The following is a 21,868-nucleotide window of genomic DNA, read 5'->3' as shown; positions in this document are numbered from 1 at the left end:
ATTAAGAATGCAACATTCTTCCTTTCTGCTGCATGGGCCGAAAGACACCCCGATATTGTAGAGCGAATCATGAAAGACGGACACGAAATCGGTAGTATGGGGTACAATTACACATCCTACACTTCTCTAGAGACAAATGAAATAAGACGAGACCTTTTACGAGCACAAGATGTTTTTACGAAACTTGGTGTAAAACAAGTCAAGCTGTTACGTCCACCTAGTGGCGAATTTAACAAAGCAACCCTTAAAATCGCAGAATCACTTGGATACACCGTCGTGCATTGGAGTAATAATTCAAACGATTGGAAAAACCCAGGTGTAAATAACATCGTTTCCACTGTCTCTAATAATTTGAAAGGTGGAGATATCGTCTTATTACACGCATCCGATTCTGCCCTTCAAACAAATAGAGCTTTACCGCTGCTCCTGCAAAAAATAAAAAGTGATGGATATGAGCAAATATCCGTATCACAACTTATTTCCAACACAAGTACGAAAAGTGAAGATGTGAAGTAGCTTCTTCCCTACCACTCTTCACGCATAAAAAGCTCTACTACCTTTCAAGAAGGTGGTAGAGCTTTTTTAATCATACCATTTCCAGCATTATAACTGCTGGTGTATAAAATCTCTCTATTAAGCTGATTTACTTGTTTTTCCGATTAAACGATGTAATACAAGTAATTGATATGCGTTACATAACAATAGCGGTATAACCATTAAATATAACCAATCTGTATCATTAATCCGAAGCGCCGGTACCCATTCAAGGATCGTTACAACAACCATAAAGAACAGAGCTGGCACAAATGCTTTTTTATTTGTTTCTTTGCTTTTTACATAAGCAACAATTGCTCCAAACACAAATAATATTCCAGCAACAAGTATGTTATTCCCTAACGAGACTTCCCCATTTGCAATAAGTACAGATCTTAAATACACAAAATCAAATAATACGAATGCAATAAAGAAGAGCTGGACTGCATTCCATAAAGAAGATGAGCGGAACATCCCTAGTCCAAAACGGTGGATTGTTAAATATGCAAAGAATCCCATTTGACTTATAACACTAAAAATAAATCCTACACCCATCAGCCAGAAAGATACTGCTAAAATCTCCTTACCGTCGAAATTTTGAAAAAATTTATTGTACTTATCCCACTCCAAAACAAAACCAATAATAACTGTGCTAATTCCACCAAGAAACAACGTCGTTAAAAATAGTCGTACCCACTTGCGGCTATTCACAACACATCCCCCATTATCCTTATATTTCTAATTAAATTGTATCAATGACAATTTCAAAAAGCTAGCCATGTTCATGTATAAATTCCTTAAAGATATTTATATTAAAAAGAGAGAACTGTGCTGAAAGGAGTTCCAACTTATGAAACGGATGCTATTCATTTTCGTTTCTTCTTTTCTACTTATCGCACTTGCAGCATGCGCACAAGGAAAAGAAACGAAATCCGAACTAGATTACGATCAAACAAAGAAAATGATTGTTGATATTTTAAAAACAGATCAAGGTAAGAAAGCTATTCAAGATGTATTAACTGATGAAAAAATGAAACAAGCACTCATACTAGATGAAACAGTAGTAAAGAAAACGATTGAAGATGCCATGGTATCCGATAAAGGGCAACAATTCTGGGAAAAGCTCTTTAAAGATCCTGAGTTCTCATCGAAGTTCGCTAAAAGTATGGGGAAAGAACAAACCCAATTAATGAAAACCTTATTAAAAGACCCTGAATACCAAGCAGGCGTTATAGAAATTATGAAAAATCCTGAAGTAGAAAAAATGATGTTACAAACAATGAAGAGTAAAGAATACCGTCAATATCTACAACAAGTACTAACAGAAACTGCTGAAAGTCCACTCTTCCAAGCCAAGATGATTGATATCATTAGTAAAGGTGTGCAAAAAGCTGAAAAAGGCGGATCTGGTAAGAAAGAAGCAGGCGGTGACGGTGGTTCTCAAGGCGGGAAGAAGGAAGAATAGTAAAAAATAATAACTATAATAACGAGTGGACAATTTATACATTGTTCACTCGTTATTACTTTATCTTGCTATTAACAGACGAAATGGCCCCCTCTAGTTAAGCGAAAGGTTTACTAGCAACAAAAGCCTTATTGTTGTCAGTAACAGGTGAACCCCACTGATTAAAGTTTCACTTTATTTTTGTGTAACAGCTGTTCTATCAATTACTGTTTCAGCTATTTTACTATAAATAATGCCCGTTGTATGTGTATCTTCATATACTGAAGGAGCAAAGTCTTCTTTGTTCCAATCGGGTTGTTGTAGCGGAATGCGACCAAGAACATTCGTTTGTAATTCGGTAGCTAACTTATCTCCCCCGCCTTTTCCAAATACATATTCTTTCTCACCAGTTACCTTACTTTCAAAATATGCCATATTCTCAACAACACCAAGAATACTATGTTCAGTGCGCAATGCCATCGCTCCAGCACGCGCTGCTACAAACGCAGCTGTTGGATGAGGCGTCGTTACAATAATCTCTTTGCAAGATGGCAACATTGAGTGCACATCTAACGCAACATCACCTGTGCCTGGTGGCAAATCTAGTACTAAATAATCTAAATCGCCCCATTCTACTTCTGTGAAGAAGTGGTTTAACATTTTCCCAAGCATAGGTCCTCTCCAAATAACTGGTGCATTATCCTCTACAAAGAAGCCCATTGAGATTACCTTTACACCTAAACGTTCCACCGGAATTATCTTGTCACCTCTTACGATAGGACGTTTTTCTATCCCCATCATGTCTGGCACACTAAAACCGTAAATGTCCGCATCAATAATACCAACTTTTTTTCCTAAACGAGCTAAAGCAACTGCAAGGTTAACGGAAACAGTTGATTTTCCCACGCCACCTTTTCCACTCGCTACTGCTAAGAATGTTGTTTTTGAATTAGGTGACAATAAAGATTCACTTTGCTCTTCTTCTTGTTCCGGTGCAAACTGAGCTAATTCCTCTTCTGTAAATTCTGCAAAACGAAGTCCAACTGTTGCTGCCCCAAGTTCTTTTACTAACTTTACAATTCCAGACTGCAACTGCATTTGTTCCGCTGTACCGGTTTTTACGATTGCAATTTTGACACTCACATGTTCCTTCTCTGGCTTGACTGTTACCTCTTTAATTGCACTTGTTTCTTTTAATGTTTTATGTAAAAACGGATCTACAATCCCTTCTAACGCTTCAACCACTTGCTCTTTCGTTATCATAATTAGCCCAGCCCCCTGTATGAAAAATAACGTAATGTTAATTGAATTTATCTCTGCTTATCCTTGAAATAAATGCGTTTACATTTCCAGTATAACATATTTTCCGAAAACTTCGTTAACGAGAGAAGCTCAAAAAAATCCTCCTTATTCTGGAGGATTTCCTTTTTCCGTGAAATAACGTAATATACCACGGTATATTGCAGCTGCTACCTTTTGCTGATATTTCTCCGAATTTAACATATACCTTTCGTTCACATTCGATAAAAAGCCAGCTTCAATTAAAGCACCTGGTGTTTTAGAATACTTTAATAAATATACATGCGAAATTGTCTTAGCAGAACGATTCGTGTTTTCTAAACTTGTTCTCAATTCAGCCTGTATAAATTTTGCAGCACGTTCATTTTCAATCGAAGAGCGGTAATAGAACGTTTGTGCGCCTTTCGATCCACTACTAGTTAAAGCATTTAAATGAATACTTGCAAAAAAGTCTACATCAGGTTTATTGATGATTTCTACACGTTTTTTTAAATCCTCTGCTTTACGTCTACTATATGACTTTGTATCTTTGTTAGCTAAATCATAATCTCCCTCACGCGTTAAAATAACTAGTGCACCTTGTTCTTGTAAATAGTCTTGTACCTTTTTTGTAATTTCAAGCGTAATATCCTTTTCTATAATATCCTTTCCACCAACAGCCCCTCCATCTGGTCCACCATGCCCAGCATCTAATACAATTACTTTCCCTGATAAGGGTAAATTCCAAGCTCGCCACGATTTTGTAATTTGAAATTCTTGTTTAACTAAAAAAAACAATACAACCGCAGCGAGTGCAAAAGAGATAATTCGAATTCTCTTCATACCTTTCCTCCTCCAGCTAGTCCCTCTAATTACTTATATGGGACAAGAGGAAAGTTTATGCTTGTCTTAATGAAGCTTTAATCGATATCTTCTTTCACCTTTTTCATACCCTTCTTGCCACCACAATCCTATAAACTGCTGACAAGATTCAAAAAGTAATTCCTCATCTTTCAACTTTATTTCTCGCATAGTCATACTCGTTAAAAATTGAAATAGCGTTTCAGTTAATTGTTGTTCTTCTTCTAAAGCTCTATATTTCACATCAAAAAACGATTCACCATAATAACCAAATTTACTGTATCTCGCTCCTAATAAATAAGATTCTATCCCTAATTCAATACAGTAATCTTCATACTGACGATGAAGCTCTTGCATTTGAAAGGCATCACGAATATTTGAACGCAATGTTTTTAATGATAATTCCCGCAACATCTTCCGCTCGTATTTTAACTGCTTTTCTTTTTGTTTTTCTTGTAAGCTGACAATGACATTCATAGTACTTATAAACCTCCCTAATACGTATTAGTCTAAACTTCTAAAGAAGAAGCATACGCATGGCGGTAGCACTAAAATATTCCAAGCTATAAAAATTGCAAAAGAGGAATGAAACATAAAAAAACCCCAACCAAAATGGTTGGGGTTTGTAGTTCGCAAAAATTAACGTTTTGAGAACTGAGGTGCACGACGTGCGCCTTTAAGACCGTATTTTTTACGCTCTTTCATACGTGCGTCACGAGTTAATAGACCTGCACGTTTTAGTGTTAGACGGTATTCTGGATCAGCTTTTAATAAAGCGCGAGAAATACCGTGACGAATAGCACCAGCTTGACCAGTGTATCCACCACCATTTACGTTTACAAGTACATCGTAGTTACCTAAAGTTTCTGTTGCAACTAGAGGTTGTTTCACTACTTCACGTAATGCAGCAAATGGGATATAGTTTTCAAAATCACGACCGTTAATGATAACGCGTCCTTCGCCTGGAACTAGGCGTACGCGCGCTACTGAACTCTTACGACGTCCAGTGCCATAGTATTGAACCTGTGCCAAAGTAAGCCCTCCTTTAATTAATTATCCGCGAAGTTCGTAAACTTCTGGTTTTTGTGCTTGGTGTGGATGCTCTGCTCCAGCATACACGTTAAGTTTCTTAGAAACTTGACGGCCTAAGCGTCCTTTTGGAAGCATGCCTTTAATTGCAAGCTCTAACATTTGTACAGGGTAGTTTGTACGCATTTCAAGAGCTGTTCTTTGCTTAAGTCCACCTGGGTGGTTAGTGTGACGGTAGTAAATTTTATCGTTTAATTTATTACCTGTTAAATGAATTTTCTCAGCGTTAATAATAATTACATGATCACCCGTGTCAACGTGTGGTGTAAATGTAGGTTTGTTTTTACCACGTAAAATGGATGCTACTTCACTAGCAAGGCGACCTAAAGTTTGACCTTCAGCATCAACCACATACCATTTACGCTCAACTTCGTTAGCTTTTGCCATAAAAGTCGTACGCATGTGTTTCCCTCCTCGTTATCTTTTCCATAGAAAAAATCTATTGTTTATCTTAAACACGATTTCCTTCCGGGGCTAATCGTGGTTTTAGAAACAATACCATATGTTATGATATACTTTTGAGTTTCTAATGTCAAGCAAATGTTACACCAGGATTAGTTGTTATAGTTTACCTCCCATAAGTAAAGCCCATGACCTGGAGCCATCTTTCCAGCAAACTGACGATTTTGTTTCGCTAAAATCTCTGGAATGCTATCAGGATCAAGCTTTCCTTGCCCTACGCTAAGTAACGTACCAACAATAATTCTGACCATATTATATAAAAATCCATTACCTACAAAACGAAAAATTATTTCATCATTTTGTTCAATTAACTCGATTTCATAAATTGTTCGCACTTTATCTTTTTTGTCAGTTTTTGCCGAACAAAAAGAAGTGAAATCATGTGTTCCAATAAAATAAGGAATTGCTTTTCTTATAGAGTTGATTTCGAGCGGGTATGGATATTGATATACGTAATTTCTACGGAATACATCCGCAGTCTTTGATAATAATACACGATAACGATATTCTTTTTTCTCAACACCGTAACGTGCATGAAATTCTTCTGTTTTTTTCTCTACTTGCCTAATAACAATATCATCTGGCAACATTGTGTTTAAAGCATTAATCCATTGCCACTCTTCAAGAGACAAAGAAGTATCAAAGTGTATTACTTGTCCTTTTGCATGAACTGTAGAATCTGTTCTACCAGATGCCTGAACACGAACAAGTTCTCCCTTATGCAATTTCTGCAATGCTTTTTCTATCTCCTGTTGAACAGTACGATGGTTCGGCTGAATTTGATAACCACAAAAATGCATGCCATCATATGCAACCGTACATTTTATTCTATCCATTTCTCTATTCTCCATTACGATCGCACCCATGCCAAAATACAAGCTAAACAAAATAAGCTGACAATCGTTACTGTATCGCTTGTTTTCCAGCGTAGTTGCCTAAATTTAGTACGTCCTTCACCACTTTGATATCCACGAGCTTCCATCGCAATGGCTAAGTCCTCTGCACGCTTAAAAGCACTGATAAACAGAGGAACGAGCAGTGAAATAATAGCTTTCATTCTATCTTTTATCGGTCCCCCGGCAAAATCAATACCACGTGACGCTTGTGCTTTCATTATTTTACTCGTTTCATCCATTAATGTCGGGATAAAACGAAGAGAAATTGACATCATTAATGCGATTTCATGAACAGGAACCTTTATACGCTTCAACGGCTTTAATAACGTCTCCAAACCATCTGTAATTTCAATAGGTGTCGTCGTTAACGTTAATAATGTCGTCATTAAAATAATAACGAAGAATCGTACAGAAATGTATATCCCTTGCTCTAATCCTTTTTCATATATCGAAAACCAACCAAGCTGGAATAGTACATCCCCCTCCTTATTTGTAAAAATATGCAGGAAAAATGTAAAAAGAAAAATCCATAAAATTGGTTTTAAGCCCGAAAGTACATAACGAATCGGCACTTTTGCAAAAAATAAAGCAATGAGTGCATATAAAAATAAAAATCCATATGAAATCGCATTATTTGCTAAGAAAACAACAAATACATATAAAAAGACAATCAGCAGCTTCGTACGTGGATCAAGTTGATGAATAAGTGAATTCCCCGGGATATATCTCCCAATAATCAACTGCTGCATGATTCATGACCACCTTTTCGTAACACCTGCACAACTTCATGAGTAAGATCCTCTAAAGATAAGGTAGCCTTTGGAATTGAAATACCAAACTTCTCTTCAATTGCACGTTTATACTTTAATGACATAGGAAGATCCACACCAATTTTCTCTAGTTCATCGGCATGTGAAAATACTTCCTCTGCACTTCCTTGCAAAAAGACCGTTCCTTTATGCATAACTACAATCTGCTCCGCATACTGAGCAGCATCCTCCATATTATGCGTTACAAGGATAACTGTAAGCCCCTTTTCCTTGTGCAGCTTATAAAACATCTCCATAAGTTCGTTCTGCCCTTTTGGATCTAGTCCTGCTGTAGGTTCATCTAATACAAGCACTTCAGGTTCCATCGCCAGTACACCCGCTATAGCAACACGTCTCATTTGTCCACCACTTAATTCGAACGGAGAACGTGTTAACAGTTCCGGTTCTAGCCCTACAAGTTCAATTGCCTTTCTAGCCTTTTGCCTTGCTTCGTCTACAGATACTCCAAAATTAGTAGGGCCGAAACAAATATCTTTCTCCACAGTCTCTTCAAACAACTGATGTTCTGGGAATTGAAAGACAACCCCTACTTTTTTACGTAGTGGCTTTAACTTTTTTTCTTTCTTTCCTGCCGAAATCAAATGTTCACCAATTTGAACTGTACCATTTGTCGGCTGCAATAAACCATTTAAATGTTGAATCATCGTTGACTTACCTGAACCAGTATGACCAATAATGGCATAATAGCCCCCACTTGGAAACGACACATCTACATCATAAAGTGCGCGTCTTTCAAATGGAGTTTTATATTGATAACGATGCTCTACTTTTTGGAATGTAATCTCCAAAGTTCGTTCACCAAGCTTTCCATTGTAAGATGCGTATTTTGCAAGAGAATTTCATTTCTTTTTAATAATTCTGCTATTTTCACTGAAAACGGTACATCTAAGCCAATTTCTTGGAGCATATGAGAGGATTTGAAAATTTTTTCTGGAGTCCCTTCCTCTAATATTTCTCCCTTATTTAAAATAATGACACGATCTGACTGTGCCGCTTCTTCTAAATCGTGCGTAATCGATAACACGGTAATACCTTTTTGAGTAACAAGTTGTCTAACCGTTTCTACTACTTCACGTCTCCCTTGAGGGTCTAACATTGACGTTGCTTCATCTAATATTAAAATAGATGGTTGAAGTGCTAAAACACCTGCTATTGCCACTCGCTGCTTTTGCCCACCAGATAAGGAATGAGGCTCATCATTAAGAAAATCTTCCATACGGACAAGTCGCAAGGCCTGTTCTAATCTTTCAATCATTTGTTCTCTTGGCATTCCGATATTCTCTAAGCCAAATACAACATCATCTTGCACTGTTGTTCCAACAAATTGATTATCTGGATTTTGAAATACCATTCCAATTTGTTTTCGAACATCCCATACCGTTTCCTCTGATAAAACCATTGTATCATTTACTGTAATAGTCCCTGCTTCTGGCAAAAACAAACCATTCAATAATTTTGCAAGTGTAGACTTTCCTGAACCGTTTTGTCCAATAATAGATACCCATTCTCCCTCATATAAGGAAAATGAAACATCTTTTAATGCATAAGTGGCTGCCCCAGGATATTGAAATGATATATTTTCTATCCGAAGTTTCTCTTTTTTCAATAGAAGGCACCCTTTCCTTCGCACAGTTAGCCTATTTTTATATTTAAAAAAAAGGGCCATGACCAGTTTCTTGAAAAGAACTGTCCTGCCCTTTTAATTATCATTATACTAACTCGATAATTACCATTGGTGCTGCGTCTCCGCGACGTGGACCAATTTTTGCAATACGAGTGTATCCGCCTTGGCGCTCAGCATAGCGTGGAGCTACATCAGCGAATAGTTTTTGAAGTGCATCTTGACCAGTCTCAGCGTTAGCTACTTCATTGCGAATGAAAGCTGCTGCTTGACGACGAGCATGAAGATCTCCGCGTTTACCTAAAGTGATCATTTTTTCCACTACAGAACGAAGTTCTTTTGCACGAGTTTCTGTCGTTTGGATGCGCTCGTTGATAATTAAATCAGTAGCTAAATCACGTAACATAGCTTTACGTTGCGCACTTGTACGGCCTAATTTTCTGTATGCCATTCGTAGTTCCCTCCTTTGTTGATGGGTTTAAATCCTCAGTCGTCTTTACGTAAACCTAAACCTAATTCCTCAAGTTTATGTTTAACTTCTTCTAAGGATTTACGTCCTAAGTTACGAACTTTCATCATATCTTCTTCTGTTTTGTTCGCAAGCTCTTGTACAGTATTAATTCCTGCACGTTTTAGGCAATTATAAGAACGAACAGAAAGGTCTAGTTCTTCGATAGTCATCTCAAGAACTTTCTCTTTTTGATCTTCTTCCTTCTCGACCATAATCTCAGCATTTTGTGCTTCATCAGTTAAACCAACAAAGATATTTAAATGCTCAGTTAAGATTTTGGCACCTAAAGAGATAGCTTCTTTTGGCCCGATGCTTCCATCCGTCCATACATCAAGCGTAAGCTTATCATAATTAGCCACTTGTCCGACACGTGTCTTTTCCACTTGGTAAGTCACACGTGATACTGGAGTATAAATAGAATCAATAGGAATTACTCCTATTGGTTGATCTTCGCTTTTATTTGCATCAGCTGGCGTATACCCACGGCCACGCTTTGCAGTTAAACGCACGCGGAAATGCGCATCTTTTGCTAACGTTGCAATGTGTAAATCTGGATTTAAGATTTCTACATCACTATCGTGAGTAATATCAGCAGCTGTGACAATACCTTCGCCCTGTACATCAATTTCCAACGTCTTCTCTTCTTCAGAGTAGATTTTAAGAGCTAACTTTTTCAAGTTTAAGATGATCGTCGTAACGTCTTCTACTACGCCCTCAACTGTTGAAAATTCATGTAATACGCCATCGATTTGGATAGCAGTAACAGCGGCACCAGGGAGTGAGGATAAAAGAATACGACGTAAGGAGTTACCCAAAGTAGTACCATATCCACGCTCAAGCGGTTCAATTACGAATTTACCATATTTAGCATCTTCGTTAAGTTCAACCGTTTCGATTTTCGGCTTTTCGATTTCAATCATTAACTAAACCCTCCTTCAAAACGTCGAAACCCCGGTTAAACAAAGGTATAACCCCTGTCTAACCGAAAGTCCCCCTTAGGCAGTTCCCGATTGTGCACAACAAGCGATGTTTCTGTACGAAATTTCTCGATAATGCATCATATCCATTATAGACAAAAGGGAAAATTCTATACAGAAAAATTACACACGACGACGTTTTGGTGGACGACATCCATTATGAGGAACTGGAGTAACATCTCTAATTGCTGTTACTTCTAGACCTGCAGCTTGAAGAGCACGAATTGCAGCTTCACGACCAGCACCAGGACCTTTAACAGTAACCTCTAAAGTTTTTAAACCGTGTTCCATTGCAGCTTTAGCAGCAGTTTCAGCAGCCATTTGCGCAGCGAATGGAGTAGATTTACGAGATCCACGGAAACCAAGTGCACCAGCACTAGACCAAGAAAGTGCGTTACCGTGAGTATCTGTAAGTGTTACGATTGTGTTGTTGAAAGTAGAACGAATATGAGCTATACCAGCTTCAATATTCTTTTTCACACGTTTTTTACGAGTGTTTGTTTTACGTGCCATTGTTAGTTCAACCTCCTTTACTTATTATTTCTTTTTATTTGCTACTGTACGACGTGGACCTTTACGTGTACGAGCATTGTTTTTAGAGTTTTGACCACGAACTGGTAAACCACGACGGTGACGAAGACCACGGTAAGAACCGATCTCCATTAGACGTTTGATGTTAAGAGATACTTCACGACGAAGGTCTCCCTCAACTTTAATACGATCGATGATATCACGGATACGTCCTAATTCGTCTTCCGTTAAATCACGAACTCGTGTTTCTTCAGAAATACCTGCTTCAGCAAGAATTTTTTCAGCAGTTGTGCGACCAATGCCGAATACGTAAGTTAAAGAAATAACAACGCGTTTGTCTCGAGGAATATCTACACCTGCGATACGTGCCATTACGAATGCACCTCCTTCTGATTAACCTTGTTTTTGTTTATGTTTAGGGTTTTCACAAATAACCATTACTTTTCCACGTCTACGAATAACTTTACATTTTTCGCAGATTGGTTTAACTGACGGTCTTACTTTCATGTCTCGAACCTCCTTAAAGATTACGGAGTGCTATATTATTTAAAACGGTACGTAATACGACCACGATTTAAATCGTACGGAGATAATTCTACCGTAACTTTGTCTCCTGGTAAAATACGAATGAAGTTCATACGGATTTTACCAGAAACGTGAGCCAATACGACATGCCCATTCTCTAATTCTACTTTGAACATAGCATTTGGCAACGTTTCAAGAACGGTACCTTCGACTTCAATTACATCATCTTTAGCCATTCAATAGTTCTCCCTTCTTCAAATCAGTAACATTTTACACTGCTCTGAAATCCCGGAGAGCCAGCTACTTATAAAGTGGTAAGGATTTCGTATCCTGCTTCTGTAAGAGCAATCGTGTGCTCAAAATGGGCACACCATTTACCATCTACCGTTACCACTGTCCAGTCATCAGATAGTGTTTTTACATATCGTCTTCCTTGATTCACCATCGGCTCAACACAGATGACCATTCCCGGCTTTAATCTAGGGCCTCTATTTGGTGGACCATAGTGCGGGATTTGAGGGTCCTCATGTAAGTCTTGCCCGATTCCGTGACCAACATACTCCCTAACGATCGAGAATCCATTCTCTTCAGCATGGGTTTGAACCGCATGTGAGATATTTGATAATCTCTCGCCTGGTTTTACTTGTTCTAGACCAAGATACAACGATTTTTCTGTGACATCAAGTAGCTTTTGAACAGATTCAGAAATGTTTCCAACTGGATACGTCCATGCAGAATCTCCATGGTACCCATTGTATTTCGCACCAATATCGATACTGATGATATCGCCCTCTTTGAGCTTGCGCTTCCCTGGAATTCCGTGTACAAGCTCTTCATTTACAGAAGCACATATGCTCCCCGGAAATCCGTTGTATCCTTTAAAAGATGGCGTAGCACCATATTTTTGAATCGTCTTTTCCGCTATTTGATCGAGCTCTTTCGTTGTAATTCCTGGAGTAATGTGCTGTTTCAACTCTTGATGAGTCAAAGCAACGATCCTGCCAGCTTCTCGCATGATTTCTATCTCGCGAGGAGTTTTGCAGATTATCATTACGCTAAGCCTCCGATGAGAACATCGATATCAGCAAATACTTTATTGATATCTTGCTCACCATTAATGCTTTGTAAGTAACCAAGCTCTTCGTAGAAATCAAGCAAAGGTTTTGTTTGCTTAATATTTACATCTAAACGATTTGCTACAGTTTCTTCATTGTCATCAGAGCGTTGATATAATTCGCCACCACATTTATCGCACACATCAGCTTTTGCTGGTGGATTGAATTCTAAGTGGTAAGTCGCACCGCACTCTTTACAAATGCGACGGCCTGTAAGGCGTTTTAATAACAACCCTGAATCCACATTAATGTTTAAAACATAGTCGATTTTTTTGCCAAGATCTTTCATAATTTCTTCAAGAGCTGATGCTTGTGCAACAGTTCGTGGGAAACCGTCTAGTAAGAAACCTCTTACGCAGTCGTCTTGACTTAAACGTTCACGAACGATTCCGATCGTAACTTCATCTGGAACAAGTGCACCTTTATCAATAAAAGATTTTGCTTGTAGACCCATTTCAGTTTCAGCCTTCATAGCTGCACGGAACATGTCTCCTGTTGAAATGTGAGGGATGTTATACTTGGCAACAATCTGTTCGGCTTGTGTACCTTTACCAGCACCAGGAAGCCCCATTAAAATTAAGTTCATCCTTGTTCCCCCTCAGAGTACATGAGCATGTAGGGAAGACAATTCTTCCCACTTACTCACTGCTTGATAAACCCTTTGTAATGGCGTTTTACCAGTTGGCTTTCTAGCTGCTTCATTGTTTCTAAAGCAACGCCGACAACGATTAACATACTCGTTCCACCGATCTGTGCAGATGGAGGAAGATTTCCCAATTTCGTAAAGATAACTGGTAAGATTGCAATCGCTGCTAGGAAAATTGATCCTACAAAGGTCAAACGATACAAGATTTTTGTTAGATATTGTTCCGTATTCTTACCCGGACGAATACCTGGAACATATCCACCTTGCTTGTTTAGATTCTCTGACATTTGCTCTGGATTAACCTGAACAAATGCATAGAAATATGTGAAGGCTACAATGAGCGCAACATATATGATCATTCCCACTGGGTGAGAATAGTTAAAGTTTGCAATAATCCACTGCGATACATCATGTTTCGGGAAGAACTGTGCAATAGTCGGAGGCGTAATTAAGAATGAAACAGCAAAAATTACTGGAATAACACCAGCACTATTTACCTTAAGCGGTAAATGTGTGTTTTGTGCTCCAGCATAACCACCATTTCCTCCTGTTACACGCTTCGCATATTGAATTGGAATCTTTCTAACAGCCTGTTGAATGAAAATAACACCCACAATAACTGCTAGCACAGCTAGTAAAATCAATGCAACTTTAACGATACTCATGAACAATTGATCTCCGATATTTTGAAACTGTTGCTGATACACTTGAGATATAACACTTGGGATCGCTGCGGCAATACCGCCAAAGATAAGGATGGAAATACCATTACCTACACCTTTAGCTGTAATCTGTTCACCTAACCACATTAAAAATGCAGTACCAGCAGTCAGTACCGTAGCAATGTATAAATAAGTGCTCCAACCTGGATTCAAAATTAATTGTCCACCTACCATACCGTTAAAACCGATTGACATACCAAACCCCTGAATAAACGCAAGAACAATTGTAAAGTAACGCGTGAATTGCGTTAATTTACGACGGCCCATTTCACCTTGCTTCGACCATTCCGAAAATTTAGGAACAACATCCATCTGCAATAATTGCACGATGATGGATGCTGTAATATACGGCATGATTCCCATCGCAAAGATGGAGAAGTTTTTCAAGGCTCCACCGCCAAATGTATTTAGAATACCTAAAGCATTTAATTGATCTTGTGCCTTCAGTACGTCTCCATTTGTAAATGGCACGGGGATAAACGTGCCAATCCTGAATACGATTAACATCGCTAAAGTGAATAATATTTTACGTCTTATCTCAGCAACGCGCATAAAGTTGGAGATTGTACGAAACATTAGATCACCTCAACTGATCCGCCAGCTGCTTCAATTGCTTCTTTAGCACTTGAAGAGAACTTGTGCGCTTTAACAGTTAGTTTTTTCTCTACTGCTCCGCTTGCAAGAACTTTAACACCGTCGTTTAACTTGCTGATAACGCCAGTTTCCAGCAATAATTCAGGTGTTACTTCTGTACCATCTTCAAAACGATTTAACGTTGATAAGTTTACAATAGCAAACTCTTTACGGTTAATGTTTGTGAAGCCGCGTTTTGGTAAACGACGGAATAATGGAGTTTGACCACCTTCGAAGCCAAGACGAACACCGCCGCCAGAACGTGCGTTTTGTCCTTTATGACCTTTACCAGCAGTTTTACCGTTACCAGAACCGATACCACGACCGACACGGTTACGTACTTTACGAGAACCTTCTGCAGGTTTTAATTCATGAAGTTTCATTCCCAGGCACCTCCTTATATTAATGAGTTATCCTTAAGCTTCTTTTACAGTTACAAGGTGAGAAACTTTGTTGATCATACCAAGAATAGCAGGAGTTTCTTCCTTAACTACAGTTGAATTCAACTTTTTAAGACCTAAAGCTTCTACCGTCGCACGTTGATCTTGTGGACGACCAATTACACTACGAGTGAGGGTAATTTCTAACTTTTTCGCCATTTGTTTTCCCTCCTTAACCTAGTAGCTCTTCTACAGATTTACCGCGTAATTTTGCAACATCTTCAGCGCGCTTAAGTTCGCTTAATCCGTTCACAGTAGCGCGAATCATGTTGATTGGTGTGTTAGAACCAAGAGATTTCGAAAGAATATCTTGTACACCAGCTAATTCAAGGACCGCACGAACAGGTCCACCAGCAATAACACCAGTACCCTCAGCAGCAGGTTTTAAGAATACTTCACCAGCGCCAAAATGACCGTTGATTGTGTGTGGAATTGTTGTACCAACTAATGGTACAGCGATTAAGTTTTTCTTAGCGTCTTCGATAGCTTTACGGATTGCGTCTGGTACCTCTTGTGCTTTACCAGTACCGAATCCAACATGACCGTTTTTATCGCCAACTACAACTAGTGCAGCAAAGCGGAAACGACGACCACCCTTAACAACTTTCGCGACACGATTTATCGTAACTACACGTTCTTCAAGTTCTAATTTACTTGGGTCAATGCGATGCATCAATTTTCCCTCCTTTGACCATTAAAATTGTAATCCAGCCTCACGAGCAGCTTCAGCTAGAGCTTTAACACGGCCATGGTATAAGTAACCACCGCGATCAAATACTACTTCTTTAACGCCTTTCTCTACAGCACGCTTAGCAACTGATTCTCCAACTTTCGTAGCAGCTTCAATATTGCTAGTACCGTTAAGAGCAAGGTCTTTATCAAGAGTAGATGCACTTACTAACGTTACACCATTCACATCATCAATAACTTGAGCGTAAATATGTTGGTTAGAACGGAACACGTTTAAACGTGGACGCTCTGCAGTACCAGTAAGTTTAGCACGTACACGTGCATGTCTTTTCTTACGAGTCGCATTTTTATCAGCTTTAGTGATCATTCTTGTCACTCCTTTCTCTCACCTAACGGGTTTACTTAGCAGTTTTACCTTCTTTACGACGAACAACTTCGCCTTCGTAACGAATACCTTTACCTTTGTAAGGCTCAGGAGCACGTACAGCACGGATGTTAGCAGCGAATTCGCCAACACGTTGCTTGTCGATACCTTTAATTACGATCTTAGTTGGTGCAGGTACTTCAACTTCAAGACCTGCTTCCGGAGTCATTTCTACTGGATGAGAATAACCTACGCTTAATACAAGTTTATCACCTTGTTTTTGAGCACGGTAACCAACACCGACTAATTCAAGTCCGCGTGCGAAACCTTCAGTTACACCTTCAACCATGTTTCCGATTAAAGCACGAGTTGTACCGTGTAATGCACGGTGTTCCTTCTGTTCAGATGGACGCTCAACTGTTAATGTATTCTCTTCAATTTTGATAAGCATATCAGCATTGAAAGTACGAGTTAATTCACCTTTAGGGCCTTTTACTGTTACAGTATTGTCTTCTGCAACTGTAATAGTAACACCTGCAGGGATTTCAAGAATCTTTTTACCAATACGAGACATGTGGTCACACCTCCGTTCGTTTTAAATATATATTACCAAACGTATGCTACTACTTCTCCACCAGTTTGTAATTGACGAGCGTCTTTGTCTGTCATTACTCCCTTAGATGTAGAAACAAGAGCGATACCTAATCCGTTAAGTACACGTGGTACTTCGTCAGCTTTAGCGTAAACGCGTAAGCCAGGTTTACTGATACGTTTTAATCCAGTGATTACACGTTCATTGTTTGCACCATATTTCAGGAAAATACGAAGGATACCTTGTTTGTTATCCTCGATGTATTCTACATCACGAATGAAACCTTCACGTTTTAAAAGTTCAGCGATCTCTTTTTTGATTTTAGAAGCAGGAACCTCTAATTTCTCATGACGTACCATGTTCGCATTACGGATGCGAGTAAGCATGTCTGCAATTGGATCTGTCATCACCATGTGTTTTACCTCCTTCCCATTTGTGGGTTTTACCAACTAGCTTTTTTAACACCAGGAATTTGACCTTTATATGCAAGTTCACGGAAACAAATACGGCAAAGTTTAAATTTGCGGTATACAGAATGCGGACGACCGCAGCGTTCGCAACGTGTATACTCTTGTACTTTAAACTTAGGAGTACGCTTTTGTTTCGCTATCATAGATTTTTTAGCCACGTTTTCGCCTCCTCTACTTAGCGTTGGCTTCCATTATTTTTGGAATGGCATACCGAATTGTGTTAAAAGTTCACGAGCTTCTTCATCAGTTTTCGCTGTAGTAACGATTACGATGTCCATACCGCGGACTTTGCTTACTTTATCATAATCAATCTCAGGGAAAATAAGTTGCTCTTTAACACCTAATGTATAGTTTCCACGACCATCGAATGATTTCTTAGAAACACCACGGAAATCACGTACACGTGGTAAAGAAACTGATACTAATTTGTCGAAGAACTCATACATTTGCTCGCCGCGTAAAGTTACTTTCGCACCGATTGGCATACCTTCACGAAGACGGAAACCAGCGATTGATTTTTTAGCACGAGTTACAACAGGTTTTTGACCTGTGATTTGTGTTAATTCTTCTACTGCGTTGTCTAACGCTTTTGAGTTAGATACCGCGTCACCAACACCAGTGTTGATTACGATCTTTTCGATTTTTGGTACCTGCATTACAGATTTATAGTTAAACTTGCTCACTAGAGCAGGAGTAATTTCCTTTTGGAACTTCTCTTTAAGGCGATTCAATGAAGTGACCTCCTTTCTTAAGAAAATTATTTATCTAATAATTCACCAGATTTTTTTGCAATACGAACTTTTTTACCATCTTCTACTTTGAAGCCTACACGAGTAGGTTCACCTGTTTTCGGATCTAAAATCATAACGTTAGAAACGTGAATAGGTGCTTCTTTAGTAATAATTCCACCTTGTGGATTTAATTGAGATGGCTTAGAGTGCTTCTTAACGATATTGACACCCTCAACGATAACACGGTTTTGCTTTGGGAAAGCCACAAGGATAACGCCTTGTTTTCCTTTGTCTTTACCAGTGATTACCTGTACTTTATCACCTTTTTTTACATGCATCTTAATTCTGCACCTCCTTAGCAAGGCAATACCTTAAATTATAGAACTTCTGGAGCTAAAGAAACGATCTTCATGAAGTTGCTATCACGTAATTCACGAGCTACTGGTCCGAAGATACGAGTACCACGTGGGCTCTTATCGTCTTTAATGATAACCGCTGCGTTTTCATCAAATTTGATGTAAGAACCGTCCGGACGACGAGCTCCGCTCTTCGTACGTACCACTACTGCTTTAACAACGTCACCTTTTTTAACAACGCCACCTGGTGTTGCTTGTTTTACCGTAGCAACGATAATGTCACCAATGTTAGCATATTTACGACCAGAGCCGCCTAATACTTTAATTGTTAAAAGTTCACGTGCACCAGAGTTGTCAGCAACTTTCAAACGAGATTCTTGTTGGATCATGTTATGAAACCTCCCTTCGGACTAAAAATTCCGATTCGTCTATTTAGATAATAACCGCTTCTTCAACGATTTCAACTAAACGGAAACGCTTAGTAGCAGAAAGCGGGCGAGTTTCCATGATTTTAACGATATCGCCAAGTTTCGCTTGGTTTTGCTCATCATGGGCTTTGTACTTCTTAGAATACTTAACACGTTTTCCGTACAAGGAATGAGTTTTGTAAGTTTCAACTAAAACTGTAATCGTTTTGTCCATTTTGTCAGACACTACACGACCAGTATAAACTTTGCGTTGGTTACGTTCGCTCACTATGCAAACCTCCCCTCAATTTATCGATTAATTCCGATCTCTCTTTCACGAACTACAGTTTTCATACGAGCAATTGCTTTACGCACTTCACGAATGCGAGTTGGATTCTCTAATTGTCCTGTAGCAAGTTGGAAGCGAAGATTAAACAACTCTTCCTTTAAAGCTTTAACTTTTGTTTCGATTTCGGCAGTGGTTAATTCACGAATATCATTAGTTTTCATTAGATTCACCACCATTTTCTTCACGTTTTACGAATTTACATTTCACAGGTAACTTGTGAGCTGCAAGACGTAATGCTTCGCGTGCTACCTCTTCAGATACACCCGCGATTTCGAACATAATTTTCCCAGGTTTTACTACTGCTACCCAGCCTTCTGGTGCCCCTTTACCGGAACCCATACGTACTTCTAGAGGTTTTGCAGTGTAAGGTTTAGAAGGGAAAATTTTAATCCATACTTTACCGCCACGTTTCATGTAACGAGTCATTGCACGACGAGCAGCTTCGATTTGACGGTTTGTAATCCATGAAGCAGCTTGTGCTTGTAAACCGAATTCACCGAAAGCAATTTCAGTTCCACCTTTAGCACGACCACGCATTTTACCACGATGCTCTCTACGATATTTTACGCGTTTTGGCATTAACATATTATTTTCCTCCTTCCTCAGAAGCTTTCTTTTTTGTAGGAAGGACTTCTCCACGGTAGATCCATACTTTTACGCCTAATTTACCGTATGTTGTATCAGCTTCAACTGCTGCATAGTCAATATCAGCGCGAAGTGTATGAAGTGGAACAGTTCCTTCACTGTAAGATTCTGCACGAGCGATATCAGCTCCGCCAAGACGACCAGAAACCTGTGTTTTAATACCTTTAGCACCTGCACGCATAGCACGTTGAATAACTTGCTTTTGTGCACGACGGAATGATACACGGTTTTCTAATTGACGAGCGATGTTTTCGCCTACTAATTTAGCGTTAAGATCAGCTCTCTTAACTTCTAAAATGTTGATGTGTACACGCTTGCCTGTTAATTGGTTAAGAGCTTTACGAAGTGCTTCAACTTCAGTACCACCTTTACCAATTACCATACCAGGTTTTGCAGTGTGAATTGTAACATTTACACGATTTGCTGCACGTTCGATTTCTACTTTAGCAACAGCAGAATCTTTTAAGCGTACATTAATGTACTCACGGATTTTGATGTCTTCATGTAATAATGTAGCGTAATCTTTCTCAGCGAACCAACGAGATTCCCAGTCACGGATAACGCCGACACGAAGACCAATTGGATTAACCTTTTGACCCATCGATTATCCCTCCTTCTTTTCTGATACCACAACTGTGATGTGGCTTGTGCGTTTGTTAATTTGGCTTGCACGACCCATTGCACGTGGACGGAAACGTTTTAACGTTGGACCTTCGTCAACGAAAACTTTTTCAACAACTAGGTTGTTAATGTCCATCTCATAATTGTGCTCTGCATTTGCGATTGCAGATTTTAAAACTTTTTCTACAACTGGAGAAGCAGTTTTTGGTGTGTGGTTAAGGATAGCAATCGCTTCACCCACTTGCTTACCTCGGATTAAGTCTACTACTAAACGAACTTTACGAGGAGCAATACGAACTGTTCTCGCTACTGCTTTAGCTTGCATTGAAGTGCCTCCTCTCATTATCTTCTAGTTTTCTTATCGTCAGCAAGGTGACCTTTGTACGTACGAGTTGGTGCGAATTCACCTAACTTATGGCCAACCATATCCTCAGTGATGTACACAGGTACGTGTTTACGACCATCATATACAGCGATTGTGTGTCCGATGAACTGAGGGAAGATTGTTGAACGGCGAGACCAAGTTTTAACAACTTGTTTTTGCTCAGATGCAACTAATTTTTCCATTTTGCTCATTAAGTGATCATCGACAAATGGTCCTTTTTTTAAGCTACGAGCCATTTTGGTGCCTCCCTTCGTGATTGGCGTACGGTTCTAGAAATGAACCGTACTACAATCCCATTATTTTTTACGACGACGAACGATGAATTTGTCAGACGCTTTGTTTTTCTTACGAGTCTTGAATCCAAGAGTTGGTTTACCCCATGGAGACATTGGAGACTTACGTCCGATTGGAGAACGTCCTTCACCACCACCGTGTGGGTGATCAACCGGGTTCATTACAGAACCACGAACTGTTGGGCGTTTACCTAACCAGCGAGAGCGACCTGCTTTACCGATTTTGATAAGTTCGTGTTGTTCGTTACCTACTTGACCGATTGAAGCGCGACAAGCAGATAATACAAGACGTACTTCACCAGAAGTTAAACGTACAAGTACGTATTTACCTTCTTTACCAAGTACTTGAGCAGATGTACCAGCAGAACGAACTAATTGTCCGCCACGACCAGGCTTAAGCTCGATGTTATGAACAACAGTACCTACTGGAATGTTGATTAATGGTAATGCGTTACCGATTTTAATGTCAGCTTCTGGGCCAGACATAACTTCCATACCTACTTCTAAAGATTTAGGAGCAAGAATGTAACGTTTTTCACCGTCAACGTAGTTAATTAATGCGATATTCGCAGAGCGGTTTGGATCGTATTCGATCGTAGCAACGCGTCCTGGAATTCCATCTTTGTTACGCTTAAAGTCGATGATACGGTATTGACGCTTATGTCCGCCACCTTGATGACGTACAGTGATTTTACCTTGGTTATTACGACCAGCCTTCTTGCTTAAAGGAGCAAGTAATGACTTTTCGGGTCTATCAGTCGTGATTTCAGCGAAATCATTCGTAGTCATATTACGACGACCGTTAGTAGTTGGATTATACTTTTTGATTCCCATCTCAATTTCCCTCCTT

The 21,868-nt window shown here is 39.2% G+C and carries 38 protein-coding genes (1 of these 38 running past the window's edge); 2 read left to right on the top strand and 36 right to left on the bottom strand.

Features of this window, described 5'->3' with window-relative positions; all coding sequences use genetic code 11:
- A protein-coding gene (gene pdaB / locus N2V80_RS00870; protein ID WP_000464705.1) for a polysaccharide deacetylase family sporulation protein PdaB crosses the window boundary here: on the top strand, positions 1 to 516 show its 3' portion. Its footprint begins 249 nt before the window's first position; only the last 516 of its 765 coding nucleotides appear in the window; the start codon falls outside the window, past its left edge; the stop codon is at positions 514 to 516.
- Positions 517 to 633: 117 nt separating this feature from the next.
- Here pdaB and kbaA read toward each other — a convergent pair whose 3' ends face one another.
- Positions 634 to 1,245 (bottom strand): KinB signaling pathway activation protein KbaA, encoded by a 612-nt coding sequence (gene kbaA, locus N2V80_RS00865; protein ID WP_001088526.1) that lies wholly within the window; start codon positions 1,243 to 1,245, stop codon positions 634 to 636.
- Positions 1,246 to 1,384: 139 nt separating this feature from the next.
- Between kbaA and gerD the strand changes: the two genes are divergently transcribed.
- Positions 1,385 to 1,999, top strand: a complete 615-nt coding sequence (gene gerD / locus N2V80_RS00860; RefSeq protein WP_000827296.1) for a spore germination lipoprotein GerD — start codon at positions 1,385 to 1,387, stop codon at positions 1,997 to 1,999.
- A 174-nt stretch (positions 2,000 to 2,173) separates the two neighbouring features.
- Here gerD and N2V80_RS00855 read toward each other — a convergent pair whose 3' ends face one another.
- From N2V80_RS00855 to rplB, 35 genes are all read right to left on the bottom strand, one after another.
- Entirely contained in the window at positions 2,174 to 3,241 is a 1,068-nt protein-coding gene (locus N2V80_RS00855) for an Mrp/NBP35 family ATP-binding protein (protein WP_000628846.1), read from the bottom strand.
- Between the two features lie 144 nt (positions 3,242 to 3,385).
- Complete coding sequence (cwlD, locus tag N2V80_RS00850) at positions 3,386 to 4,099, bottom strand: N-acetylmuramoyl-L-alanine amidase CwlD (RefSeq protein WP_000822439.1); 714 nt, start codon at positions 4,097 to 4,099, stop codon at positions 3,386 to 3,388.
- 66 nt (positions 4,100 to 4,165) lie between these two features.
- On the bottom strand, positions 4,166 to 4,594 hold the full coding sequence (locus N2V80_RS00845) for a DUF2521 family protein (RefSeq protein WP_001101005.1): 429 nt from the start codon (positions 4,592 to 4,594) through the stop codon (positions 4,166 to 4,168).
- Between the two features lie 162 nt (positions 4,595 to 4,756).
- A complete protein-coding gene (gene rpsI / locus N2V80_RS00840; RefSeq protein ID WP_000079986.1) occupies positions 4,757 to 5,149 on the bottom strand; it encodes a 30S ribosomal protein S9 in 393 nt (130 codons plus the stop codon).
- 21 nt (positions 5,150 to 5,170) lie between these two features.
- Positions 5,171 to 5,608 carry a 50S ribosomal protein L13 gene (gene rplM, locus N2V80_RS00835; RefSeq protein ID WP_001260793.1) on the bottom strand — a complete coding sequence of 146 codons (438 nt, stop codon included), beginning with the start codon at positions 5,606 to 5,608 and terminating at the stop codon, positions 5,171 to 5,173.
- Between the two features lie 152 nt (positions 5,609 to 5,760).
- Positions 5,761 to 6,504 (bottom strand): tRNA pseudouridine(38-40) synthase TruA, encoded by a 744-nt coding sequence (truA, locus tag N2V80_RS00830; protein ID WP_033667318.1) that lies wholly within the window; start codon positions 6,502 to 6,504, stop codon positions 5,761 to 5,763.
- Between the two features lie 14 nt (positions 6,505 to 6,518).
- The gene (locus N2V80_RS00825; protein WP_001186526.1) at positions 6,519 to 7,313 is read right to left on the bottom strand and encodes an energy-coupling factor transporter transmembrane component T family protein; all 795 of its coding nucleotides are present in this window, start codon (positions 7,311 to 7,313) and stop codon (positions 6,519 to 6,521) included.
- Positions 7,301 to 8,182: an energy-coupling factor ABC transporter ATP-binding protein gene (locus N2V80_RS00820; protein WP_000406535.1), complete on the bottom strand. Its 882-nt coding sequence runs from the start codon at positions 8,180 to 8,182 to the stop codon at positions 7,301 to 7,303. The genes N2V80_RS00825 and N2V80_RS00820 overlap by 13 nt, the downstream gene beginning before the upstream one ends.
- The gene (locus tag N2V80_RS00815; RefSeq protein WP_000711759.1) at positions 8,158 to 9,000 is read right to left on the bottom strand and encodes an energy-coupling factor ABC transporter ATP-binding protein; all 843 of its coding nucleotides are present in this window, start codon (positions 8,998 to 9,000) and stop codon (positions 8,158 to 8,160) included. The genes N2V80_RS00820 and N2V80_RS00815 overlap by 25 nt, the downstream gene beginning before the upstream one ends.
- Positions 9,001 to 9,103: 103 nt before the next feature.
- Complete coding sequence (gene rplQ, locus N2V80_RS00810) at positions 9,104 to 9,466, bottom strand: 50S ribosomal protein L17 (RefSeq protein WP_000331490.1); 363 nt, start codon at positions 9,464 to 9,466, stop codon at positions 9,104 to 9,106.
- A gap of 35 nt (positions 9,467 to 9,501) precedes the next feature.
- The gene (locus N2V80_RS00805) at positions 9,502 to 10,446 is read right to left on the bottom strand and encodes a DNA-directed RNA polymerase subunit alpha (protein WP_000569643.1); all 945 of its coding nucleotides are present in this window, start codon (positions 10,444 to 10,446) and stop codon (positions 9,502 to 9,504) included.
- Positions 10,447 to 10,626: 180 nt separating this feature from the next.
- Entirely contained in the window at positions 10,627 to 11,016 is a 390-nt protein-coding gene (gene rpsK, locus N2V80_RS00800) for a 30S ribosomal protein S11 (protein ID WP_000101798.1), read from the bottom strand.
- A 24-nt stretch (positions 11,017 to 11,040) separates the two neighbouring features.
- Positions 11,041 to 11,406 (bottom strand): 30S ribosomal protein S13, encoded by a 366-nt coding sequence (gene rpsM / locus N2V80_RS00795; protein WP_000090788.1) that lies wholly within the window; start codon positions 11,404 to 11,406, stop codon positions 11,041 to 11,043.
- Positions 11,407 to 11,427: 21 nt separating this feature from the next.
- Positions 11,428 to 11,541 carry a 50S ribosomal protein L36 gene (gene rpmJ / locus N2V80_RS00790; RefSeq protein WP_000868344.1) on the bottom strand — a complete coding sequence of 38 codons (114 nt, stop codon included), beginning with the start codon at positions 11,539 to 11,541 and terminating at the stop codon, positions 11,428 to 11,430.
- A gap of 35 nt (positions 11,542 to 11,576) precedes the next feature.
- A complete protein-coding gene (gene infA, locus N2V80_RS00785) occupies positions 11,577 to 11,795 on the bottom strand; it encodes a translation initiation factor IF-1 (RefSeq protein WP_001029884.1) in 219 nt (72 codons plus the stop codon).
- A 68-nt stretch (positions 11,796 to 11,863) separates the two neighbouring features.
- The gene (gene map / locus N2V80_RS00780; protein WP_000582539.1) at positions 11,864 to 12,610 is read right to left on the bottom strand and encodes a type I methionyl aminopeptidase; all 747 of its coding nucleotides are present in this window, start codon (positions 12,608 to 12,610) and stop codon (positions 11,864 to 11,866) included.
- Complete coding sequence (locus N2V80_RS00775) at positions 12,610 to 13,260, bottom strand: adenylate kinase (RefSeq protein WP_001048989.1); 651 nt, start codon at positions 13,258 to 13,260, stop codon at positions 12,610 to 12,612. Before N2V80_RS00775 ends, map begins: the two co-directional genes overlap by 1 nt.
- A gap of 56 nt (positions 13,261 to 13,316) precedes the next feature.
- Positions 13,317 to 14,618, bottom strand: coding sequence for a preprotein translocase subunit SecY (secY, locus tag N2V80_RS00770; protein WP_000490117.1), 1,302 nt, complete (start codon positions 14,616 to 14,618; stop codon positions 13,317 to 13,319).
- Entirely contained in the window at positions 14,618 to 15,058 is a 441-nt protein-coding gene (rplO, locus tag N2V80_RS00765; protein WP_000766081.1) for a 50S ribosomal protein L15, read from the bottom strand. The genes secY and rplO overlap by 1 nt, the downstream gene beginning before the upstream one ends.
- Before the next feature lie 33 nt (positions 15,059 to 15,091).
- Positions 15,092 to 15,274, bottom strand: coding sequence for a 50S ribosomal protein L30 (gene rpmD, locus N2V80_RS00760; protein ID WP_001085234.1), 183 nt, complete (start codon positions 15,272 to 15,274; stop codon positions 15,092 to 15,094).
- Positions 15,275 to 15,287: 13 nt separating this feature from the next.
- Entirely contained in the window at positions 15,288 to 15,788 is a 501-nt protein-coding gene (gene rpsE / locus N2V80_RS00755; protein WP_000554646.1) for a 30S ribosomal protein S5, read from the bottom strand.
- Between the two features lie 21 nt (positions 15,789 to 15,809).
- Positions 15,810 to 16,172, bottom strand: coding sequence for a 50S ribosomal protein L18 (gene rplR, locus N2V80_RS00750; RefSeq protein WP_000628816.1), 363 nt, complete (start codon positions 16,170 to 16,172; stop codon positions 15,810 to 15,812).
- 31 nt (positions 16,173 to 16,203) lie between these two features.
- Positions 16,204 to 16,743, bottom strand: a complete 540-nt coding sequence (rplF, locus tag N2V80_RS00745; protein WP_000086558.1) for a 50S ribosomal protein L6 — start codon at positions 16,741 to 16,743, stop codon at positions 16,204 to 16,206.
- A 32-nt stretch (positions 16,744 to 16,775) separates the two neighbouring features.
- The gene (gene rpsH, locus N2V80_RS00740; RefSeq protein ID WP_000245511.1) at positions 16,776 to 17,174 is read right to left on the bottom strand and encodes a 30S ribosomal protein S8; all 399 of its coding nucleotides are present in this window, start codon (positions 17,172 to 17,174) and stop codon (positions 16,776 to 16,778) included.
- Positions 17,175 to 17,203: 29 nt separating this feature from the next.
- Complete coding sequence (gene rpsN / locus N2V80_RS00735) at positions 17,204 to 17,389, bottom strand: 30S ribosomal protein S14 (protein WP_001085700.1); 186 nt, start codon at positions 17,387 to 17,389, stop codon at positions 17,204 to 17,206.
- Positions 17,390 to 17,422: 33 nt separating this feature from the next.
- Positions 17,423 to 17,962: a 50S ribosomal protein L5 gene (rplE, locus tag N2V80_RS00730; RefSeq protein WP_001080831.1), complete on the bottom strand. Its 540-nt coding sequence runs from the start codon at positions 17,960 to 17,962 to the stop codon at positions 17,423 to 17,425.
- A gap of 26 nt (positions 17,963 to 17,988) precedes the next feature.
- The gene (gene rplX, locus N2V80_RS00725; RefSeq protein ID WP_000558200.1) at positions 17,989 to 18,300 is read right to left on the bottom strand and encodes a 50S ribosomal protein L24; all 312 of its coding nucleotides are present in this window, start codon (positions 18,298 to 18,300) and stop codon (positions 17,989 to 17,991) included.
- A 38-nt stretch (positions 18,301 to 18,338) separates the two neighbouring features.
- A complete protein-coding gene (rplN, locus tag N2V80_RS00720) occupies positions 18,339 to 18,707 on the bottom strand; it encodes a 50S ribosomal protein L14 (protein ID WP_000615912.1) in 369 nt (122 codons plus the stop codon).
- Between the two features lie 43 nt (positions 18,708 to 18,750).
- Positions 18,751 to 19,014 carry a 30S ribosomal protein S17 gene (rpsQ, locus tag N2V80_RS00715; protein WP_000004106.1) on the bottom strand — a complete coding sequence of 88 codons (264 nt, stop codon included), beginning with the start codon at positions 19,012 to 19,014 and terminating at the stop codon, positions 18,751 to 18,753.
- 20 nt (positions 19,015 to 19,034) lie between these two features.
- Positions 19,035 to 19,235 (bottom strand): 50S ribosomal protein L29, encoded by a 201-nt coding sequence (gene rpmC / locus N2V80_RS00710; protein WP_000855718.1) that lies wholly within the window; start codon positions 19,233 to 19,235, stop codon positions 19,035 to 19,037.
- Positions 19,225 to 19,659: a 50S ribosomal protein L16 gene (rplP, locus tag N2V80_RS00705; protein ID WP_000928969.1), complete on the bottom strand. Its 435-nt coding sequence runs from the start codon at positions 19,657 to 19,659 to the stop codon at positions 19,225 to 19,227. The genes rpmC and rplP overlap by 11 nt, the downstream gene beginning before the upstream one ends.
- Before the next feature lies 1 nt (position 19,660).
- Positions 19,661 to 20,320: a 30S ribosomal protein S3 gene (gene rpsC, locus N2V80_RS00700; RefSeq protein WP_000529956.1), complete on the bottom strand. Its 660-nt coding sequence runs from the start codon at positions 20,318 to 20,320 to the stop codon at positions 19,661 to 19,663.
- 3 nt (positions 20,321 to 20,323) lie between these two features.
- Positions 20,324 to 20,665 carry a 50S ribosomal protein L22 gene (gene rplV / locus N2V80_RS00695; protein WP_001148024.1) on the bottom strand — a complete coding sequence of 114 codons (342 nt, stop codon included), beginning with the start codon at positions 20,663 to 20,665 and terminating at the stop codon, positions 20,324 to 20,326.
- A gap of 17 nt (positions 20,666 to 20,682) precedes the next feature.
- Positions 20,683 to 20,961, bottom strand: coding sequence for a 30S ribosomal protein S19 (gene rpsS, locus N2V80_RS00690; RefSeq protein ID WP_000124454.1), 279 nt, complete (start codon positions 20,959 to 20,961; stop codon positions 20,683 to 20,685).
- A gap of 60 nt (positions 20,962 to 21,021) precedes the next feature.
- Positions 21,022 to 21,852, bottom strand: coding sequence for a 50S ribosomal protein L2 (gene rplB, locus N2V80_RS00685; RefSeq protein WP_000511583.1), 831 nt, complete (start codon positions 21,850 to 21,852; stop codon positions 21,022 to 21,024).
- Positions 21,853 to 21,868: the final 16 nt, after the last annotated feature.

The organism is Bacillus sp. FSL W8-0640 (assembly GCF_038007725.1).
Taxonomy (GTDB): Bacteria; Bacillota; Bacilli; order Bacillales; family Bacillaceae_G; genus Bacillus_A; species Bacillus_A cereus.
The sequence above is the reverse complement of the archived record's forward strand: the minus strand, read 5'-3'. Positions and strand labels throughout refer to the sequence as shown.

Bases quoted from the DNA above. Each gene is read 5' to 3' on its own strand.
- gerD (WP_000827296.1), top strand. From the start codon at position 1,385: ATGAAACGGATGCTATTCATTTTCGTTTCTTCTTTTCTACTTATCGCA.
- N2V80_RS00855 (WP_000628846.1), bottom strand. From the start codon at position 3,241: ATGATAACGAAAGAGCAAGTGGTTGAAGCGTTAGAAGGGATTGTAGAT.
- cwlD (WP_000822439.1), bottom strand. From the start codon at position 4,099: ATGAAGAGAATTCGAATTATCTCTTTTGCACTCGCTGCGGTTGTATTG.
- N2V80_RS00845 (WP_001101005.1), bottom strand. From the start codon at position 4,594: ATGAATGTCATTGTCAGCTTACAAGAAAAACAAAAAGAAAAGCAGTTA.
- rplM (WP_001260793.1), bottom strand. From the start codon at position 5,608: ATGCGTACGACTTTTATGGCAAAAGCTAACGAAGTTGAGCGTAAATGG.
- truA (WP_033667318.1), bottom strand. From the start codon at position 6,504: ATGGATAGAATAAAATGTACGGTTGCATATGATGGCATGCATTTTTGT.
- N2V80_RS00825 (WP_001186526.1), bottom strand. From the start codon at position 7,313: ATGCAGCAGTTGATTATTGGGAGATATATCCCGGGGAATTCACTTATT.
- rplQ (WP_000331490.1), bottom strand. From the start codon at position 9,466: ATGGCATACAGAAAATTAGGCCGTACAAGTGCGCAACGTAAAGCTATG.
- N2V80_RS00805 (WP_000569643.1), bottom strand. From the start codon at position 10,446: ATGATTGAAATCGAAAAGCCGAAAATCGAAACGGTTGAACTTAACGAA.
- rpsK (WP_000101798.1), bottom strand. From the start codon at position 11,016: ATGGCACGTAAAACAAACACTCGTAAAAAACGTGTGAAAAAGAATATT.
- rpsM (WP_000090788.1), bottom strand. From the start codon at position 11,406: ATGGCACGTATCGCAGGTGTAGATATTCCTCGAGACAAACGCGTTGTT.
- rpmJ (WP_000868344.1), bottom strand. From the start codon at position 11,541: ATGAAAGTAAGACCGTCAGTTAAACCAATCTGCGAAAAATGTAAAGTT.
- infA (WP_001029884.1), bottom strand. From the start codon at position 11,795: ATGGCTAAAGATGATGTAATTGAAGTCGAAGGTACCGTTCTTGAAACG.
- map (WP_000582539.1), bottom strand. From the start codon at position 12,610: ATGATAATCTGCAAAACTCCTCGCGAGATAGAAATCATGCGAGAAGCT.
- N2V80_RS00775 (WP_001048989.1), bottom strand. From the start codon at position 13,260: ATGAACTTAATTTTAATGGGGCTTCCTGGTGCTGGTAAAGGTACACAA.
- secY (WP_000490117.1), bottom strand. From the start codon at position 14,618: ATGTTTCGTACAATCTCCAACTTTATGCGCGTTGCTGAGATAAGACGT.
- rplO (WP_000766081.1), bottom strand. From the start codon at position 15,058: ATGAAACTTCATGAATTAAAACCTGCAGAAGGTTCTCGTAAAGTACGT.
- rpmD (WP_001085234.1), bottom strand. From the start codon at position 15,274: ATGGCGAAAAAGTTAGAAATTACCCTCACTCGTAGTGTAATTGGTCGT.
- rpsE (WP_000554646.1), bottom strand. From the start codon at position 15,788: ATGCATCGCATTGACCCAAGTAAATTAGAACTTGAAGAACGTGTAGTT.
- rplR (WP_000628816.1), bottom strand. From the start codon at position 16,172: ATGATCACTAAAGCTGATAAAAATGCGACTCGTAAGAAAAGACATGCA.
- rplF (WP_000086558.1), bottom strand. From the start codon at position 16,743: ATGTCTCGTATTGGTAAAAAGATTCTTGAAATCCCTGCAGGTGTTACT.
- rpsH (WP_000245511.1), bottom strand. From the start codon at position 17,174: ATGGTGATGACAGATCCAATTGCAGACATGCTTACTCGCATCCGTAAT.
- rplX (WP_000558200.1), bottom strand. From the start codon at position 18,300: ATGCATGTAAAAAAAGGTGATAAAGTACAGGTAATCACTGGTAAAGAC.
- rplN (WP_000615912.1), bottom strand. From the start codon at position 18,707: ATGATCCAACAAGAATCTCGTTTGAAAGTTGCTGACAACTCTGGTGCA.
- rpmC (WP_000855718.1), bottom strand. From the start codon at position 19,235: ATGAAAACTAATGATATTCGTGAATTAACCACTGCCGAAATCGAAACA.
- rplP (WP_000928969.1), bottom strand. From the start codon at position 19,659: ATGTTAATGCCAAAACGCGTAAAATATCGTAGAGAGCATCGTGGTAAA.
- rpsC (WP_000529956.1), bottom strand. From the start codon at position 20,320: ATGGGTCAAAAGGTTAATCCAATTGGTCTTCGTGTCGGCGTTATCCGT.
- rplV (WP_001148024.1), bottom strand. From the start codon at position 20,665: ATGCAAGCTAAAGCAGTAGCGAGAACAGTTCGTATTGCTCCTCGTAAA.
- rpsS (WP_000124454.1), bottom strand. From the start codon at position 20,961: ATGGCTCGTAGCTTAAAAAAAGGACCATTTGTCGATGATCACTTAATG.
- rplB (WP_000511583.1), bottom strand. From the start codon at position 21,852: ATGGGAATCAAAAAGTATAATCCAACTACTAACGGTCGTCGTAATATG.